We start from the raw sequence: 17,120 nt of genomic DNA on the forward strand, positions 1-17,120 counted from the left end.
CGGGGGATCACATCCGGGGTGGGTGGTTCCGTCCGGATGTGCTCCCGTCCAGGGGATGTCGGGAGACGTCAGGGGGAGGGTGCTGTGCGGGCCGCGGTGGCCTCCGACGGCGCCGCGGGTGTGGGATGGCGGCGGACGCCGAGCGCGTCCAGCCGTCGCGTGTGCGCGGTCAGCCGGCGGGTGAAGTCGGGCCAGGGCGTGGGCCCCGACCAGGCCCGGTCGGCGAGGGCGCACAGCCGGGGGTAGGCGAGTCGGTCGAGGTCGGCGGCGGTCGGGGCGAACTCGGTCCACAGCTGGGCCTGGGTGCCGAGGACGCGTCCCGCCCCGGGCGCGGACGTCCTGGGGTCGGGGTCGCCGCGGTGGACGGTGCGCAGGTCGACGACGGGTCCGGGCTGGACGGGCGGGCCGCCGGGCTCGTCGTCCTGCGCGTAGTCCAGGTAGGTGGTGCGGTGGTGGGTGAGGACGACGTCGTGCCCCCCGGCCAGGGCCTCGGCCGCGTGCGCGGTCGCCCGCCAGCTCATCGCGGTGAAGCCCGGCGGGAGGACGGTGCCGGTCTCGGCCCACGCGACGGGGTGGCGGCCGCGCTCCCTGAGGTGCGCACCGGCCCGTCCGAGGAGCCAGCCGTGCAGGTCGGCCGGCCCGGACAGGCCCTCCGCCGCGATCCGCGCGCGTGCGGTGGGGCTGTGCTGCCACTCGGTGGTGGGGCACTCGTCACCGCCGAGGTGCACGTACGGCGAGGGGAAGACGTCCATCACCTCGTCGAGTACGGCGCGCACGAAGTCCAGTACGGCGTCGTGGACGCCGAGCACGGTGTCGCACACCCCCCAGCGGGTCCACACGTCCAGGACGCGGTCAGGACGGTTGCCGAGGTGCGGGTAGGCGGCGAGGGCGGCGCGCACGTGGCCGGGCATCTCTATCTCGGGGACGACGGTGACGCCCCGGCGCGCGGCGTAGTCCACCAGCCCGGTGAGGTCGGCGCGGGTGTAGGCACCGGCGTGCGGGACGGGGCCGCGGCGCGAGGTGCCGGGGGGAGCCGCGGTGTCCGGGCCGGCGCGGTGGGCGCCGACCGTGGTGAGGCGGGGGTAGGCGGCGACGGGCATCCGCCAGCCCTGGTCGTCGGTGAGGTGCAGGTGCAGGACGTTCAGCTTGTGCAGGGCGAGCAGGTCGACGTGGCGGCGCAGGGTGTCGACGGGGTGGAAGTGGCGCGCGACGTCGATCATCAGGCCGCGCCAGGAGCGGTGCGGGACGTCGGTGATCTCGGTGCAGGGCAAGTCCCAGCGGGCCGGGTGGGCCCGTACGCGGCCTCGTTCCCCCTCTCGCCCTCGCCCTCCCTGTAGCCCTCCTTCCGTCGCGGGCGCGGGCCGGCCGCCGGTCACCGGCACCAGGGCTTCCTCCGGCAGGAGTTGGCGCAGGGTCTGCACCCCGCGCAGCAGCCCGGTCGGGTGGGCGGCGCGGAGCAGGACGGAGTGCGGGGAGACGGTCAGGCCGTACCCCTCGGGGCCGAGTCCGCGCAGTCCGGCGTCGACGGCGAGGGTGACGGTCCCGGACGGCGAGGGCGGTAAGGGCAGGCCGGTGGCGGGCCTCAGCAGGTCGCGCAGCAGGTCGGCGGCGGCCTCGGCGCCGGGGGTGGCGTGCAGGGCGGTGGTCGCGTCGAACGTGAAGTGGCCGGAGCGCAGGGAGACTCGGGTGGGCCGGGGCAGCAGGGCCTGGTCGCGGCGGGGTGCGGGCACGGGGGTTGGCCTTCCGGGAGGGGCGCCGGGGGGACGGCGGGCGGGGCGCGCGGGCGGTGGGTGAGCGCCGGGGGGGGGGCTGAGCGCGGGGGCGGCCGGTGAGCGCGGGTGCGGGCGGTGAGCGCGGGTGCGGGCGGTGAGCGCGGGTGCAAGGCCCCCGGCCGCCACGCGCGGTGCGGGTTCAGCCCTTGACCGCGCCCGAGGCGAGTCCTGACGTGACGTGGCGCTGGAGGAGGAGGAAGACGGCGAGGGCGGGGAGCGCGAAGAGGGTGGAGGCGGCCATGGTGGCGCCCCAGTCGGTGCCGAAGGTGTTCTGGAAGGACGACAGCCAGACGGGCAGGGTGCGCTGGTCCTGGTTCTTGATGATGAGGAAGTTGGCGTAGGCGAACTCGTTCCAGGCGGTGATGAAGCCGAACAGCGAGGTGGCCATCAGGCCCGGGGCGAGCAGCGGCAGCGCCACACGGCGGAACGCGCCCGGCCGGGTGCAGCCGTCGACCTGTGCCGCCTCCTCCAGTTCGGGCGGGATGGTGGCGATGAACCCGCGCAGCACGATCACGGTGAAGGGCAGGGTGATCATGAAGTAGACCAGCGTCAGCGTGGTCAGCCGGTCCAGCATGTCGGTGTCGCGGGCGATGATGTAGACCGGGATGATCAGTGACTCCCACGGCGCCATCTGGGCGATGAAGACGGCGAGCACGAACTGCCGGCGGCCCCGCCAGCGCATCCGGGCGACGGCGAAGGCCGCGGCGAGGGCGACGACGAGGGACAGCAGCACGGCACCGGCGGTGACCAGCAGGCTGTTGCGCCAGAACTGGGCGAAGCCCGGTGCGTCCACGGCGGTCCGGAAGTGCTCCAACGTCCAGGCGTGCGGCACGAGGTGCGGCTCCGACGACTGGATGTCACGGGACGGCTTGAGCGCGGTCGTGATCATCCAGTACACGGGGAAGAGGCAGACCAGCACGGTCAGGGCGGCGCCGGCGTGCAGCGGGAGCCGCCGCAGCCTCGACGGACGGAAGCTGCTCACCGCTCGTCCTCCTGTCGGAACATCTGGCGGAAGTACAGGACGAGCACGCCCGACATCAGGACCACCGTGATCATCGAGGCCGCCGAGCCGAGGTCGTAGCGCTGCTGGGAGAGGGCGGTCTGCACGGCGTAGACGGGCAGGATGGTGGTGGCGTCGCCGGGGCCGCCCTTCGTCATCACCCAGATCTGCACGAACGCCTTGAACGTCCAGATGACTTCGAGGCACAGCACCAGCATCACGATGGGGCGGATCAGCGGGAGGGTGACCGAGCGCAGGATCCTGAAGGCGCCGGCTCCGTCGAGGCGCGCCGACTCCTGGAGTTCGGCGGGGACGGTGGTGAGCGCGGAGTAGAGGGTGATGGCGGCGAACGGTACGGACTGCCACACCACCAGCACGACGAGGATGACGAAGGCGGCCGTGCCGTGGGCGAACCACGGGTAGCGCTCGAAGGAGTGGGCGCCGAGCGAGGTCAGCGTCCAGTTGACGATGCCGAACTCGGAGTGGAACAGCCACTGGAAGACGGTGGTCGCCGCGACGACCGGCATCGCCCAGGCGAGGACGAGCGAGCTGAGGACGAGGCCGCGCCACACCCGGCCGAGCCGTTCGGTCATCAGCGCGACGAGCAGCGCGATCACCATGATCAGGACGACGTTGACCGCCATGAACAGGAAGGTGCGGCGTACGACCGTCCAGAACCGCGGGTCGGTGAGCAGGGCCCGGTAGTTCGCCAGGCCGACGAAGTGCGCGTCCCCGGAGATGAGTTGGCGCAGCCGGAAGTCCTGGAAGGAGATCAGGACGGCCCGGGCGAGCGGGTAGAGCAGCAGGTAGGCCATGCCGAGGACGGTCGGCGCGACCAGCAGGTAGGGCCAGGGTCCGGAGCGGCCGTGGGCGCGGCCACCGTCACGGCGGCGGGACGCCGGGGCGGGGGCCGGGGCCGGCCGGGACCGCGGCCGGGTCCGTTCCTCGGTGGTCGGCACGGCTCCTCCTCTCGTACGGGGCGTGGGGGACGGCGGGGCGGGGTGACGGGGCGCGGCGGCGCGGGCGCCGGGTCACGACGCGGTGTTCATCGCCCGGGTGATCTCCGCGGAGGCCTTGGCGGCCGCCTGCCGCATGTCCCGGCCGGTGAGCGCGGCCGTCATGTAGTCCTTGATCGGGTTCTCCGCCTCGACGGCCGCCCAGCCGGGCGTGTTGGGCGTGGCGCGGCCCTCGGCGGCGCCGACGGCCATGGTGGCCGCGCCGGGGTCGGAGGCGACGGCGGAAGCGAGGGAGGTCTTGTTCGGCACGTAGCTCATGGCGAGGGCCAGCTTCTTCTGCCAGGTGTCGCCGGTGAGTTCCTTGATGAAGGTGTAGGCGGCGTCCTGGTGCCGCGAGGCGGCCGGGACGACGAGGTCGGAGCCGCCGGTGAAGACCGCGCCGGGCTTGTCCGCCGTCTTGCCCGGGACGGGGAAGAAGCCGAGCTTCCCCTTCAGCCGGGGATTGTGCTGGGCGATGACGTTCGCGCCGCCGGGGACGGAGATGATCTGGGCGACCTTGCCCCCGGCCATGACCTCGGCCTGCGGCGGGTTGGCCTCGTCCGCGTCCTTCGGTCCCTTGCCGAGCGCTTGGAGCTCCTTGTAGAACCGCATGCCGGCCAGCGCCTCGGGGGTGTCCAGGGCGCCCTTCCACGTGCCGCCGTCCCGGACTGCGAGGTCGCCGCCCTCGTCCCAGATGAACCCGGCCAGGGCGTACCAGGTCTGCCCGGTGAGGTAGATGCCCTGCTGGTCCCCGGTGTTGAGCTTGCGGGTGGCGGTGATCCACTGCTGCCGGGTCCTGATGGCGGCGGGGTCGACGCCGGCCCGCTGGAAGAGGTCCTTGCGGTAGACGACGACGCGGTTGGCGGCGTAGTAGGGGATGCCGTACTGCTTGCCCTCCCAGGCGCCTGGCTCGGCGAGCCCCTTGAGCCAGGTGCCGCCGCCGAGGTCGGCCTTCTTGCCGGTGAGGTCGACCAGTCCCCCGCTCTGGGCGTACTGGGCGACCTGGGTGTTGCCGACCTCGATGACGTCGGGGGCGTCGTTGCTCGCCAGGGCGGCGGTGACCTTCTGGCCGATGCCGTCCCACTCCTGGATCTGCACCGTCAGGTGGATGTCGGGGTGCGCGGCGGTGAAGGCGTCGGTGAACTCCTTCTGGAAGGCGGCGGAGACGCTGTCCCGCATGAGCCAGACGGTCAGTTCGGAGTCGCCGTCGCCGTCGCTCCCGCCGGAGCCGGAGCCGGAGGAGCAGGCGGTGAGGAGGGTGGTCAGCAGGAGGAGGGAGGACGACGCACCGGCGAGCAGGCGGAACTTCACGGTTCACCTCGAAGACGCTCAGGGATGGCGCGGGGCAGGGGGAACGACGCCCCGGAGACTTGACCAGTTGCCTCACTGGCCGCCACTGGACAAGTAACCTGTTGGTGGTGGAAGAAAATGGCATGGACCAATGTGGCCGTCAACCCCCCTCGCGGGCACGGGATTTAGGGCGTCCGGGAGCAGAACGTCCGGCACACCGGGGCACCTCCGCCGTAAACTGGTGCTTTACCAGTGGTCTCTTGTGGTCGCATCACGGAAGCTGGTCAGATGCACCCGCACGGCATGGGCGCGGGACGGGCGGGGGAAGGGGACGGTGCGGATGGCCGAGAACGAACCAGGGGCGGGCGCGGCGGCGCGGACGACGGGCGGGGTCCTCAAGCGGGAGCGGGTCCGTGACGCGGTGCTGACCATGGCGGAGGAGCGCAGCCCGGGGGACGCCATCCCTTCCGAGCGGACCCTGTGCGCCCAACTCGGCGTGTCACGGCCGACGTTGCGGGCCGCGGTCGACGAACTGGTCACCGCGGGCGTCCTGGTGCGCGAGCACGGCCGGGGTGTCTTCGTGGCGCCGGAGAAGATCACCCAGGAGCTCGTGCAGGACCGGCAGTCGCTCAGCGTGCCGCAGGCCTCGGGGACCTGGACGAGCCGGCTGCTGGAGTTCACCACGATGCCGGCGGGCGCCCGGGTGGGCCGCAAACTGCGCCTCTCCCCCGCCGCCGAGATCTTCTACGTGGCCCGGCTGCGGCTGGTCGACGGTGCCCCCATCGCCATCGAGCACCTGCACATCCCGGCCGCCACCGTACCCGGCCTCACCGCCCGCGAACTGGAGCAGGGCGATCTCTACCAGCACCTGCGCACCCACCACGGCGTGCACGTGAGCGAGGCGACCCAGGCGATCGAGCCGACGGTGGTCACCCGTGCGGAGGCGGAGGTGCTGGACGTGCCCGAGCTCTTCCCGGCCCTCCTCTTCGAACGCCTCACCACCGACTCCACGGGCCGGCCCGTCGAGTACGTCCACTCGCTGTACCGCGGGGACCGCTACCGCATCGTCTCCCGCCTGCGGCTGACCGCGGACGCGGAGCCCGCCGGGCCGTCCGCCGGGCACCACCCCGGCATCCCCCCGGGAGACTTCGCCGACGGCGCGCCGGTCACGGCCTCGACACTCGGGGACGTCCAGGGGTAGCGGCGGCCGCGGGCGGGTCAGCTCGGGCGTAGCGGCAGCCGGACGGACGGGTCCGCTCCGGGGCGTCCAGGGGTGGCAGCGGCTGGTGCGGGGCGCCGCGCGGACCGGGCTCACCCGGGCAGGTCCAGCACAGCGGAGCCCCGCCCCCGCACCAGGCGGACGGGCCCCTCGGGACGCCCGGGGCACCGCCGCCACCTGCCCGGTCGGGCCGGACCGCCCCGGGTCGATCCCGTGCGAGACGGATATACCCGCCGTCCGAGGGAAGCCGCCCCTACAGGGTGGCTGACTCGACGGCAGGAGGCTGATCGAAGTGACCGTGGCACGGCAGCAGGGCGGCGGCGGGGGCTCCAGCGGCCTCTACGACGTCCTGGAACTGATCCTCGACCGGGGTCTGGTGATCGACGCGTTCGTGCGGGTCTCCCTGGTGGGCATCGAGATCCTCAAGATCGACATACGGATCGTGGTCGCCAGCGTCGACACGTACCTGCGTTTCGCCGAGGCGTGCAACCGCCTCGACCTCGAAGCGGGCCCGCGCAAGCCGGCCGGCCTGACCGAACTGCCGGAGAAGCTGATGGAGGGCGGTGCCCGGGGCAAGACCAAGGGAGCCCTCTCCGGCGCCGCGCAGACGATCTCGGACGCGTTCCACCAGGCGCGCGAGGAGAAGAGCTCCTCGTAGCACCACCGGCCGGCCCGCCAAGGCCCTGACCCCCAGGGCCCCGACCGCCGGCGAGCCCGTCCTTCCACCGCTCCCCCGCCGGGGTCCCCCGGCCGGGAGGGAAGGACGGGCTCGCTCCCGTCCGGTCGGGCCTACTCGGACTGCGTGCCGCCTTGCACACCCGCCGTGGTCGCCGCTCCCGTCCCGGCCGCTTCGCCCATGCCGGGTGCCACGGAACCGCCGTCCGCGACACCGAGGGCGACCTTCGTCCAGCCGGATTCGCGGCGGTCGAAGTTCCGGTACGCGTCCAGGGCGTCCCCGGTCCCGACCCAACGGGTGATCAGCGGCGTCGGGTCGAGTCGGCCCGAAGCCACGAGGGAGACCAGGTCGGGCACGTAGCGGCGGTGGTTGCAGTTGCCCATCTTGAGCGTGAGGTTCTTCATGAACGCCTCGCCGAACGGGTAGTGCTGCACCTGCGGCGGGTAGACGCCCACGGTGCCGACGGTGCCGGCCTTCGCCACCATCTGCACGGCCCAGCGGGCCGCCAGCGTGGGGGCGTCGCCGGGTACCCACGTCCGGCCGTTCGGGTTGTTCTCCGGGGCCGCCTCGTCCCGTTCGTGATCGAACTGCTCGCCCTGGTCGCGCAGGGTATCGGCGGCGGGCCCGCGGGACGGGCGCTGCGCGTCCACGCCCACGGCATCGATCACCCGGTCCGCCCCGATGCCGTCGGTCAACTCCAGAACGGCTTCGACCGGGTCCTCGGCGTTGAAGTCGACCGTCTCGGCGTGCTGGTCACGGGCCAGCTCCAGCCGGTCCCCCACGCCGTCGACGACGATGATCCGTCCGGCGCCCTGGAGACGGGCGCAGGCGATGGCGGCCTGTCCGATCGGACCGGCGCCGAGGATCGCCACGGTGTCGCCCGCGCCGATCTCCGCCAGCCGCGCCCCGAACCATGCGGTGGGGTAGATGTCCGACAGCAGGATGGCCTGGGCGTCGTCGACGGTGTCGGGCAGCGGGACCAGCCCGACGTGGGCGTACGGGACGCGGGCGTATTCGGCCTGCAGCCCGTCCAGGCCCCCGGCCGCCTCGGGGCCGCCGAAGAAGACGGTGCCGGCCCGCGACCCGCCGGGGTTGGCGTTGTCGCACTGGGCGTAGTAACCGGCACGGCAGTAGCTGCACGTGCCGCAGGCGACGGTGGACGGCACCACCACCCGGTCACCGGGACGCAGGTTGCGCACCCCCGGCCCGACCTCCTCTACGACGCCGACCGCCTCGTGTCCGAGGATCCGGCCCTCCTGCATGCCGGGCATGGTGCCGCGGACGAAGTGGAGGTCGGTGCCGCAGATCGCGGACGTCGTGATGCGCACGATCGCGTCGTACGGGTCCTGGATCTTCGGTTCCGGCACGTCGTCCAGGCGGATGTCCCCCAGCCCGTGCCACACGACAGCTTTCATTCCGGCCCTCCGTCTCGCGGGTCCCGGCGGCCGGGGGCGCTCCGCGCGGTCCGGCCGGCCCGGCGGTCGTTCCCGGGGTTTCCCCGGGCACCGGGCCGAAACGGAGGGGCCGCCCCCGAGCTTCGTAGGACCCGGGGCGGACGATCAGGAGGGCGGGGCGCCCAGCGGGTTCGCGGCCAGCGCGCGTGCGGTGCCGTACAGGTTGGCGGCCATCGCGCGGCCGGTCTTGTGGGCCCAGTCGTGGCCGCGCTGGTCGTCCAGGTAGTCCGGGCCCGGGCCGGGACCGAGGTGCCAGTAGGTCCACGACTGGCCGGGGATGGTGTAGCCGAGGTCGCACAGGGCGCCGTTGATCTCGCTGATCACGTGGTGCGCGCCGTCCTCGTTGCCGGTGACGACGACCCCGGCGACGCGGTTGTAGGCGACGGGGACCCCGTCGTCGTCCGTCTCGGAGAGCATGGCGTCCATGCGTTCGAGGACCCGCTGGGCCACCGAGGAGGGTCGGCCGAGCCAGGTGGGGGACGCGATCACGAGGATCTGCGCGCCCAGCAGCTTGTCGTGGACGGCCGGCCAGTCGTCCCCGGCGGCGACGGCCTCGCTGACCACGCCGGGGTGCAGGTCCAGGTCGACGGCCCGGACGTGTTCCACCTCGACGCCGCCGTTCTCCGTGAGCCAGTCCCCGACCACCTGGGCCAGCGCGGCGGTGTTGGAGGGCTCGGGGGACTTCTTGAGCGTGCAGTTGATCACCAGTGCCTTCATGCCCCAGGGGTACCCCGTCGGGGCGCGCCGTCCCCGCGGTGCACTCAGGCGGCCGAAGCCGGGTACTCGCGCGGGACGGGGCTCGGCGGACCGACGGGTGGAGGAGGCGGCGATGCGCACCGCGCGACTGCGAATCCAGGGAGCGGCGACCTTCGCCTACGGGATCGCGACGGCGTACCGGCCGGCGCTGCTCGCCCGGCCCGCCGGTCTGGTCGACGCGTACGGCGAAGTCACCCCGCACACCGCCCTGGTGCTGCGCTCGATGGCCTGGCGCGACGCGGCCGTGGGTCTGGCGATGGTCCTCGCGCCGCAGGGGCCCGCCCTCACCGCGGCCGGTGCGGTGCGGATCGCCTCGGACGTGGGGGACGCGCTCTTCTTCGGCCGGGCGCTGCGGGGTCGGCTGCGGCGGGCCGGGGCGGTCGTCAGCGCGCTGGGCTGGGCCGCCGTGACGGTGGCGGGCCTGGCCGCGGGACCGGGGCGACCGGTGCGGGCCTGAGGCCTGAACGGGCGCCCCGTCAGACCTGGCCGCTCGGCGTCCCGGTGCGCTCGGACTCGTCCTGTACCAGCAGGGAGAGCAGCGACGCCACCGTGAGCCCGGCCTCCGCCGGGTGCCGGAGCACCCTGTCCGGGTCGATGCGGTAGGTGTTCGTGCGCCCCTCGCGGGTGTGCGAGAGGTAGCCGTCCTGTTCGAGGTCGGCGATGATCCGCGCGACGGCGCGTTCGGTGAGCCGGCAGCGCGCGGCGATGTCACGGACGCGGACGTTCGGATTGTCGGCGATCGCAGCCAGGACGCGCGCGTGGCTGGTGATGAAGGTCCATCCGGTGTGTGGTGCGGGCACTCCAACCATGAGCGGCATTCTAGGGGACCAACCTTGCAAGAATCGATTTACATGACATAGATTTCATGCAATCGACGACTGGCACTCCCGTGAGGGAGCCACAGGGAGGAGCCGACGGTGCCCTGGGACGAGGCCGCTGCGGCCACCCTTACGAACCCCGCGGGCGGGACGCCACTGCTGGAGCGGACCGGCGGACAGGGACCCGACGGGTCCGGCGTGCCGCAGTACGAGCGGCGCGGGGCGTGCGTGATCGCCCCGGGCGGCGCCTACGACATGGACTCGGTCGCGCCCCTGGCGCGGGCGCTGGACAGGGCGGCGCGGGAGTACCCCGTGGTCGTCCTCGACGCCTCCGGCGTCACCTTCGCCGACTCGACGTTCCTGACCCTGCTGATCCGCGCCCACCGGTCGGGCAGGCTGCGCCTGGCCGCGCCGTCCGCGCAGGTCCGGCAGATCTGCGAGATCACCGGGGTGGACGGCTACCTGGACGTCCGGGACACGGTCGACGACGCCGTGGCGTGACGGACTCCCGCGCGGCCGGCCGGGTCAGCGCACCCGGCCCCGCGGCTTCAGCCGTGTCGCCGGCAGCTCCGGGGCCGGCAGCGGAGCGCCGTCGTAGCCCTTGACCTCGCCGAAGCGCGTGCCCGTCATCCAGTCGTGGCGGGCCTGTTCGATCTCCTCCTGGGTGCGGCCGATCCAGTTCCAGAACATGATCAGCTCCTCCTCGAACGGCTCACCGCCCAGCAGCATCAGGCCCGCGTCCGACTCGGCGCGGATCGGGAGGTCGGTGCGCCCGCAGCCGAGGTACAGCATCGAGCCGGGCAGCACCGGTACGCCGTCCACGTGGGCCTCGCCCGCCATGGACAGCACCGCGTACTCGAAGTCCGGCTCCAGCGGCAGCCGTACGTCCGCCCCGCGGGCCAGGGTCAGGTCGGCGCCCACGATCGGGGTGTACGTCGTCCCGGGTGACGTCGCCCCGTCCAGCGAGCCCAGGACGAGCGTGGCCTCGAGGCCCGGCGCCGTGACGACCGGCAGGTCTGCGTGGTGCTCGAAGTGCGGGTCGGTGTGGCGGTGGGGGTCCGGCAGGGCGACCCACAGCTGGGCGCCGTGAAGGAACCGGGCGTGCGCCTTCGGGCTCTCCTCGGAGTGGCTGATCGCCCGGCCCGACGTCATCAGGCCGAGTTCGCGCGGGCGGATCGTCTGGAGGCTGCCGGTGGAGTCGCGGTGCAGCACCTCGCCCTGGTGCAGCCAGCTCACCGTCTGCAGGCCCATGTGCGGGTGCGGGGGAACCTGCATGCCGGGCTCGTCGGCGATGTCGTCGGGACCGTAGTGGTCGACGAAGCACCAGGCGCCCACCATCCTGCGGCCCAGGTTGGGCAGCAGCCGGCGGACCTCCGTCGACTCGCCCAGCTGCACGGTGCGGGGACTGAGGAGCTCGCGCACGGGCTCGGCGACGACGAATCCGCGGCCGCCGCACGCGGCGGGCACCGGCTGCCGGTCAAGGTTGCTCATGCCCACAACCTAGCTCCGCCGCACACCGCCCGTCAGGTCCGTCCCCGGCCGCCACCCCCGGACTGTGGAATTTTCAACTACCCGGTCGGGTTGAGCGCATCGAAGGAGGTCACGAGTGGACATGACATACGACACCACGTACTACGCCCACGGGGAGCCGGCGGAGCGCTGGGAGCGCGCCCGGATGTTCTTCGACGCCAAGGACTACACCGCCGCCGCGCGCGTCCTGGACGGGCTGGTCGCCGAGGTGCCGGAGCAGACCGGGCCGCGGCTGCTGCTGGCCCGCGCCTACTACCACTCGGCCCAACTGCGCCGCGCCGAGGCCGAGCTGCGCGTCCTCGTCGAGCGCGACCCGGTCGAGCACTACGCCCGGCTGCTGCTCGGCCGCACCCTGGAGCGCCAGGGGCGCGCCGAGGAGGCGGAGTCGCACCTGCGGATCGCCGCCGCGCTGGCGGGCGAGTTCGACACCGCGTCCGCGCGGGTCTGAGCGGGCGTGATCGACACGCCATCCCCTGGGCGCACGGGCCCGGTTCCCTTCGGGGAGCCGGGCCCGTCGTCCGTTCGTCCCCGCCCCACCGCCGTGGCATCCTGACCGGATGGCATCTCCCCGCAGTCGTCCGCCCCTTGCCGAGCGCGTCGAGGAACTCCTCGCCACGGCCGGTCCGTTGCCGATCGTCGCGGCCGGCGACCCCGTGCTGCGCGCCGGGACGGTGCGCTACGACGGCCAGTTGGACCCCGCGCTCCTGGCCCGCTTCGTCGAGGCCCTGCGCGTGACGATGCGCGCCGCCCCGGGCGTCGGCCTCGCCGCGCCGCAGGTCGGCGTGGAGCTGCGGATCGCGGTCGTCGAGGACCCGGCACCGGTCCCGGAGGAGGTGCGGGTGGCCCGGGGCCGGGTGCCGCTGCCCTTCCGGGTCCTGGTCAACCCGTCGTACGAGCCCGTCGGCACCGTGCGGGCCGCGTTCTTCGAGGGCTGTCTGAGCGTGCCGGGGTGGCAGGCCGTGGTGGCCCGGCCCGCCGAGGTGCGGCTGACCGGCGCGGACGAGCACGGCCGTCCGCTGGACGAGCTGGTCACCGGGTGGCCCGCCCGCATCGTCCAGCACGAGACGGACCACCTGGACGGCACGCTCTACCTCGACCGCGCCGAGACGCGCTCGCTGTCGTCGCAGGACGCCGTGGTGGAACGCTGGAGCCAGCCGACCCCCGAGCGCGCCGCCCGGGAACTGGGCTTCGACCTGCCGTGAGACCCGCCCCGGACCCCCGGCACGGCCGGGTCCGGAGCGGGTCCCGGCCGGGGATCCGCTCCGGTCGGCCGTGGTCCGGGGCCGGTCACCGGTCACCGGTTCTAGCCCCGGTACGCCTCCAGCAGGCGCAGCCACACCTCGCTGATCGTCGGGTACGACGGGACCGCGTGCCACAGGCGGCTGACCGGGACGCGGCCGGCGACGGCGATGGTGGCGGAGTGGATCAGTTCACCGACGCCGGGGCCGACCAGGGTCACCCCGCGGACGATCTCCTCCTCCAGGTCGACGACCATCCGGGCGCGGCCCTTGTAGCCGTCGGCGTACAGGCCCGCGCCGGCCACCGATGCCAGGTCGACGTCCACGGCGCGCACCCGGTGGCCGGCCTGCTCGGCCTCCGCCAGGGACAGGCCCACGGACGCTGCCTCGGGGTCGGTGAAGACGACCTGCGGGACGGCGTGGTGGTCGGCGGTGGCCGCGTGGGCGCCCCACGGGTCGGTCTCCAGCAGCGGCACGCCCGAGGCGCGGGCGGCGATGGCGGCGCCCGCGATGCGGGCCTGGTACTTGCCCTGGTGGGTGAGCAGGGCGCGGTGGTTGACGTCGCCGACCGCGTACAGCCAGTCGGTGCCGGTGACGCGCAGGCTGTCGTCGACGTCCAGCCACGAGCCCGGCTCCAGGCCCACCGTGTCCAGGCCGATGTCGTCGGTGCGCGGGGCGCGGCCGGTGGCGAAGAGGATCTCGTCGGTCTCGATCCGCTCGCCGCCCTCGGTGGTGACGACGACCGAACCGTCGTCCGCGCGGGCGACCGAGGCGACGGAGGTGCCGGTGCGCACGTCCGCCCCGGCCTCGCTCAGCGCCTCGGCGACGAGCTCCCCGGCGAAGGGCTCCATCCGCGGCAGCAGGCCCTTGCCGCGGACCAGGAGGGTCACCCGCGAGCCGAGGGCCTGCCAGGCGGTGGCCATCTCGACGGCGACGACACCGCCGCCGACCACGACGAGCCGGCCCGGCACGCTCTGCGAGCTGGTCGCCTCGCGGCTGGTCCAGGGGGTGATGTCGGCGAGTCCGGGCAGGTCGGGCAGGGCGGCGCGGCTGCCGGTGCAGACGGCGACGGCGTGGCGGGCGGTGAGGACCGTGTCACCGACCCGCACCGTGCGGGGGCCGGTCAGCCGGCCCTGCCCGCGGTACAGGTCGGCGCCGACGCCCTCCAGCCACTGGACCTGGCCGTCGTCCTTCCAGTGCGAGGTCTCGTAGTCCCGGTGGGCGAGGACCGCGGCGGCGTCCAGGGGGCCCTGGACCGACTGGCCTAGGCCCGGCACCCGGCGGGCGTCGGCGCGGGCGATCGCTGGGCGCAGCAGCGCCTTGCTCGGCATGCAGGCCCAGTAGGAGCACTCGCCGCCGACCAGCTCGCTCTCCACGACCGCGGTGGACAGACCGGCCGCGCGGGTGCGGTCGGCGACGTTCTCGCCCACGGGGCCGGCGCCGAGCACCACGACGTCGTAAGCGATGGTTTCCGTTTCCGTCATGGGGTCAGTCTGGAGGGTGGGTGTGCTGCCCGGCCACACGGGTAGGGGCCCGGAATACGCGATCCGCCGGCCGCGTTGTGCGGACGGCTTCGCCCTGCCAGGACGCACCTGGCAGGAAGCACCGGGAAGAGGGAATGACGTCATGAGCAGCACCGTGGAGCTCACCAAGGAGAACTTCGACCAGACCGTCACGGACAACGAGTTCGTCCTGATCGACTTCTGGGCGGCCTGGTGCGGGCCGTGCCGTCAGTTCGCCCCGGTCTACGAGAAGGCCGCCGAGGACAACCCCGACCTGGTGTTCGGCAAGGTGGACACCGAGGCGCAGCCCGAGCTGGCCGCGGCCTTCGGCATCCAGTCGATCCCCACGCTGATGATCGTGCGCGACCAGGTCGCGATCTTCGCCCAGCCGGGCGCGCTGCCCGAGGCCGCGCTCACGGACGTCATCGGGCAGGCCCGCAAGCTGGACATGGACGAGGTCCGCAAGCAGATCGCCGAGCAGCAGGCGGCGTCCGGGACCGCCGAGGCGTCCGGGACCGCCGAGTAAGACGTCGTTTCTTTCGGAAGGCGAGCGACCGGCGGACGACAAGATCGCCCGCCGGGTCTTCGGTGCCGAGCCCTCAGGGCGATGCGCTGCGCCCTGTTCACCTACAGCTGGGCCGAGGCGAAGCCGGCCAGCAGGACGGCGGTGCCGCCGATCTCACCGATGATCAGGGCCTCGCGTACACCACGGAGGCTGGATCTCCGGTCGCGCATCTGGTTGTCGGTTCGCCCCTCGATCCCGAGCCGTACGTAGTTCGAGATCGTCACGATGAACATTCCGATGATCACTGATGCGGCGGTGATGTTCACTGCGGACGGCCAGCCGGAGAACTGGACGAGCGGTGCCACGATGGCCGTTGTCGCGAGGGCGTACATCAGTCCAGCGTTGTGAGCCACGTTGACGTATCGGTGTGCTGTCCCGGTTTCGGACGCTATCGACTGCTGCCATTTCCACACCCCGAGGACCAGTGAGGCGAGGAAGATCAGGCCGGCAGCGAAGAGGACCCAGGCGGTTTCCGGGCGGATCATGGTGTAGCTCCCTTGCACGGTGAGGCCGCGGGTGAAGGGCCCGGGGCGCCACCCGGGTCATCTCTCATGTCGGCCGTCCGGCTGAAGACGAGCGGGTTCGGCTTCAACGGGCTGGCCACCCCGGTCCTGACCGCGACCTGCCCACATCCCCACCCCTCGGAGCCGTACGCCGACCTACACCTCACCGACGCGATGGCGGACGGGAATGTTGCAGACCAATCCGTGTGGGCTCGGCTCGAGCAACATCAGGTCGGCTCACCGTGGGTGGGGGGGTGACGCGTCGGCGAGTTGGTTGCTGCGGTCGATCTCCGGCATGTGCGTCTCGGCCCAGAGGCGCAGCGCGGCGAGCGGTGTCTCGAGGGACAGGCCGAGTGCGGTGAGCCGGTAGTGGACGGCGGGTGGCACGGTGGGTTCCACGCGGCGCGCGACCAGGCCGTCGCGGACCAGGCTCCGCAGAGTGACGGAGAGCATCTTCTGCGAGATGCCCGGGACACGGCGCCGCAGTTCCGCGAAACGGAGCTCGCCCGGGGCCTCCTCGGCCAGGACCTTGACCGCCATCGACGTCCACTTGGTGCCGATCCGGTCGAGCAACCGGCGGGTCGGGCAGAGCGGATCCAGCAGGTCACCGCGCTCTCCGGGGCGCTGGTCACGTCCGTCGGCCTTCGACGTGGTCACCTGGGGCTCACCACCTGAGGGGAAAGTGCCGTCTTGGGCGGACCAGCCTAGTTCCCTAGCGTGACGTGGTCACCATTCCTCACTGCCCTGGAGCCCCGCCATGCCCGAGCTGCGACGCGTCCCCGCCAACGGTGTCGAACTGAACGTCGCCCTCGCCGGGTCGGGCCCGGCCGTCCTGCTGCTGCACGGCTTCCCGCACACCTGGGAGGTGTGGACGGACGTCATGGCCGGTCTGTCCGGCCGCCACCGCGTCATCGCGCCGGACCTGCGCGGGTTCGGCGCGAGCGGCCGGGCCGCCTCGGGGTACGACGCGGCCGGCCTGGCCGAGGACGCCGCGGCGCTCCTCACCGCGCTCGGTGTGTCCTCGGCCGCGGTGGTGGGCATCGACGCGGGCACGGCGCCGGCCTTCCTGCTCGCCCTGCACCGCCCCGGTCTCGTGCGGCGCCTGGTCGTCATGGAGTCCCTGCTGGGCAGGCTGCCCGGCGCCGAGGACTTCCTCGCCGACGGGCCGCCGTGGTGGTTCGGCTTCCACTCCGCCGCGCCCGGCCTCGCGGAGACCGTCCTCGAGGGCCACGAGGACGCCTACGTCGACTGGTTCCTGAAAGCCGGGACGCTCGGCGACGGGGTGCGCCCCGCCCTCCGGGACGCCTTCGTCCGCGCGTACACCGGCCGTGAGGCGTTGCGCTGCGCGTTCTCGTACTACCGGGCCCTGCCCGAGAGCGCCGCGCAGATCGAGCGGGCGGTCGCCACCGCCCGCCTGACGGTGCCGACGATGGCGCTGGGCGCCCGGCCGGTCGGCGCCGCGCTGGAACGCCAGCTCCGTCCGTTCACCGACGATCTCACCGGACACGTCATCGAGGACTGCGGCCACATCATCCCGCTGCACCGGCCGCGCGCCCTGCTCACCCTGTTGCGCCCGTTCCTGGCCGGTGAGGACGCGCGAGCGGAGTGACCAGGCGGGCGACCCGCGCACCACCCCACGCCTAGGCCGTGTCTTTCGGATCACCCCGGGGCCGCAGGGCTTGGCACGCACATCTGCCGCGTTGTCGTCGGTCCCCGACGCTCCGCGTCGACTCCCTCCTCCGCCTTGCAGCTGCACGCACCAAGCCCCGCTCACCGGCACTGTCAAGGCGCCGTCGCTCCGA

19 protein-coding genes are annotated in these 17,120 nt (G+C 73.3%); 8 read left to right on the plus strand and 11 right to left on the minus strand.

All coding sequences use genetic code 11. The annotated features are described in order from the left end of the window. Positions 1–68: 68 nt before the first annotated feature. The 4 genes from AQJ30_RS13285 to AQJ30_RS13300 form a co-directional block, all read right to left on the minus strand. A complete protein-coding gene (locus AQJ30_RS13285; RefSeq protein WP_067233066.1) occupies positions 69–1,730 on the minus strand; it encodes a beta-N-acetylhexosaminidase in 1,662 nt (553 codons plus the stop codon). A 181-nt stretch (positions 1,731–1,911) separates the two neighbouring features. Beyond that, a complete protein-coding gene (locus AQJ30_RS13290; protein ID WP_067233068.1) occupies positions 1,912–2,754 on the minus strand; it encodes a carbohydrate ABC transporter permease in 843 nt (280 codons plus the stop codon). Then, the gene (locus AQJ30_RS13295; protein ID WP_067233069.1) at positions 2,751–3,731 is read right to left on the minus strand and encodes a carbohydrate ABC transporter permease; all 981 of its coding nucleotides are present in this window, start codon (positions 3,729–3,731) and stop codon (positions 2,751–2,753) included. The genes AQJ30_RS13290 and AQJ30_RS13295 overlap by 4 nt, the downstream gene beginning before the upstream one ends. 72 nt (positions 3,732–3,803) lie before the next feature. Further along, the gene (locus tag AQJ30_RS13300) at positions 3,804–5,078 is read right to left on the minus strand and encodes an extracellular solute-binding protein (protein WP_067233071.1); all 1,275 of its coding nucleotides are present in this window, start codon (positions 5,076–5,078) and stop codon (positions 3,804–3,806) included. 319 nt (positions 5,079–5,397) lie between these two features. Between AQJ30_RS13300 and AQJ30_RS13305 the strand changes: the two genes are divergently transcribed. Further along, positions 5,398–6,258 (plus strand): GntR family transcriptional regulator, encoded by an 861-nt coding sequence (locus tag AQJ30_RS13305; protein WP_067233073.1) that lies wholly within the window; start codon positions 5,398–5,400, stop codon positions 6,256–6,258. 310 nt (positions 6,259–6,568) lie between these two features. Continuing rightward, on the plus strand, positions 6,569–6,934 hold the full coding sequence (locus AQJ30_RS13310) for a gas vesicle structural protein GvpA (RefSeq protein ID WP_391879243.1): 366 nt from the start codon (positions 6,569–6,571) through the stop codon (positions 6,932–6,934). Between the two features lie 131 nt (positions 6,935–7,065). On the opposite strand, the gene AQJ30_RS13315 is transcribed toward AQJ30_RS13310, so the two are convergent. Both AQJ30_RS13315 and AQJ30_RS13320 read right to left on the minus strand, forming a co-directional pair. Beyond that, positions 7,066–8,367, minus strand: coding sequence for a zinc-dependent alcohol dehydrogenase (locus tag AQJ30_RS13315; protein WP_067233076.1), 1,302 nt, complete (start codon positions 8,365–8,367; stop codon positions 7,066–7,068). A 144-nt stretch (positions 8,368–8,511) separates the two neighbouring features. Beyond that, positions 8,512–9,123, minus strand: a complete 612-nt coding sequence (locus tag AQJ30_RS13320; RefSeq protein ID WP_067233077.1) for a flavodoxin family protein — start codon at positions 9,121–9,123, stop codon at positions 8,512–8,514. Between the two features lie 112 nt (positions 9,124–9,235). Between AQJ30_RS13320 and AQJ30_RS13325 the strand changes: the two genes are divergently transcribed. Continuing rightward, the gene (locus AQJ30_RS13325; protein ID WP_067233079.1) at positions 9,236–9,619 is read left to right on the plus strand and encodes a hypothetical protein; all 384 of its coding nucleotides are present in this window, start codon (positions 9,236–9,238) and stop codon (positions 9,617–9,619) included. 19 nt (positions 9,620–9,638) lie between these two features. On the opposite strand, the gene AQJ30_RS13330 is transcribed toward AQJ30_RS13325, so the two are convergent. Beyond that, complete coding sequence (locus tag AQJ30_RS13330) at positions 9,639–9,971, minus strand: helix-turn-helix transcriptional regulator (RefSeq protein ID WP_067233555.1); 333 nt, start codon at positions 9,969–9,971, stop codon at positions 9,639–9,641. 108 nt (positions 9,972–10,079) lie between these two features. Here AQJ30_RS13330 and AQJ30_RS13335 point away from each other — a divergent pair, with 108 nt between their 5' ends. Then, positions 10,080–10,481, plus strand: coding sequence for an STAS domain-containing protein (locus AQJ30_RS13335; RefSeq protein WP_079084003.1), 402 nt, complete (start codon positions 10,080–10,082; stop codon positions 10,479–10,481). A 24-nt stretch (positions 10,482–10,505) separates the two neighbouring features. Here the strand turns inward: AQJ30_RS13335 and AQJ30_RS13340 are convergent, their stop codons facing one another. Further along, positions 10,506–11,471 (minus strand): pirin family protein, encoded by a 966-nt coding sequence (locus tag AQJ30_RS13340; RefSeq protein ID WP_067233559.1) that lies wholly within the window; start codon positions 11,469–11,471, stop codon positions 10,506–10,508. Positions 11,472–11,592: 121 nt separating this feature from the next. Here AQJ30_RS13340 and AQJ30_RS13345 point away from each other — a divergent pair, with 121 nt between their 5' ends. Both AQJ30_RS13345 and AQJ30_RS13350 read left to right on the plus strand, forming a co-directional pair. Beyond that, the gene (locus AQJ30_RS13345; protein WP_067233560.1) at positions 11,593–11,958 is read left to right on the plus strand and encodes a tetratricopeptide repeat protein; all 366 of its coding nucleotides are present in this window, start codon (positions 11,593–11,595) and stop codon (positions 11,956–11,958) included. A gap of 109 nt (positions 11,959–12,067) precedes the next feature. Beyond that, complete coding sequence (locus AQJ30_RS13350; RefSeq protein WP_067233080.1) at positions 12,068–12,712, plus strand: peptide deformylase; 645 nt, start codon at positions 12,068–12,070, stop codon at positions 12,710–12,712. Between the two features lie 101 nt (positions 12,713–12,813). On the opposite strand, the gene AQJ30_RS13355 is transcribed toward AQJ30_RS13350, so the two are convergent. Next, positions 12,814–14,232, minus strand: coding sequence for a dihydrolipoyl dehydrogenase family protein (locus AQJ30_RS13355; protein WP_067233082.1), 1,419 nt, complete (start codon positions 14,230–14,232; stop codon positions 12,814–12,816). Positions 14,233–14,374: 142 nt separating this feature from the next. Between AQJ30_RS13355 and trxA the strand changes: the two genes are divergently transcribed. Continuing rightward, positions 14,375–14,776 carry a thioredoxin gene (trxA, locus tag AQJ30_RS13360; protein WP_067233084.1) on the plus strand — a complete coding sequence of 134 codons (402 nt, stop codon included), beginning with the start codon at positions 14,375–14,377 and terminating at the stop codon, positions 14,774–14,776. A gap of 101 nt (positions 14,777–14,877) precedes the next feature. Here trxA and AQJ30_RS13365 read toward each other — a convergent pair whose 3' ends face one another. After that, positions 14,878–15,300, minus strand: a complete 423-nt coding sequence (locus AQJ30_RS13365) for a hypothetical protein (protein WP_067233085.1) — start codon at positions 15,298–15,300, stop codon at positions 14,878–14,880. Positions 15,301–15,555: 255 nt separating this feature from the next. After that, on the minus strand, positions 15,556–15,975 hold the full coding sequence (locus AQJ30_RS13375) for a winged helix-turn-helix transcriptional regulator (RefSeq protein WP_067233088.1): 420 nt from the start codon (positions 15,973–15,975) through the stop codon (positions 15,556–15,558). Between the two features lie 100 nt (positions 15,976–16,075). Between AQJ30_RS13375 and AQJ30_RS13380 the strand changes: the two genes are divergently transcribed. Next, a complete protein-coding gene (locus AQJ30_RS13380) occupies positions 16,076–16,927 on the plus strand; it encodes an alpha/beta fold hydrolase (RefSeq protein ID WP_067233090.1) in 852 nt (283 codons plus the stop codon). Positions 16,928–17,120: the final 193 nt, after the last annotated feature.

It is taken from the genome of Streptomyces longwoodensis (assembly GCF_001514125.1).
Taxonomy (GTDB): domain Bacteria; phylum Actinomycetota; class Actinomycetes; order Streptomycetales; family Streptomycetaceae; genus Streptomyces; species Streptomyces longwoodensis.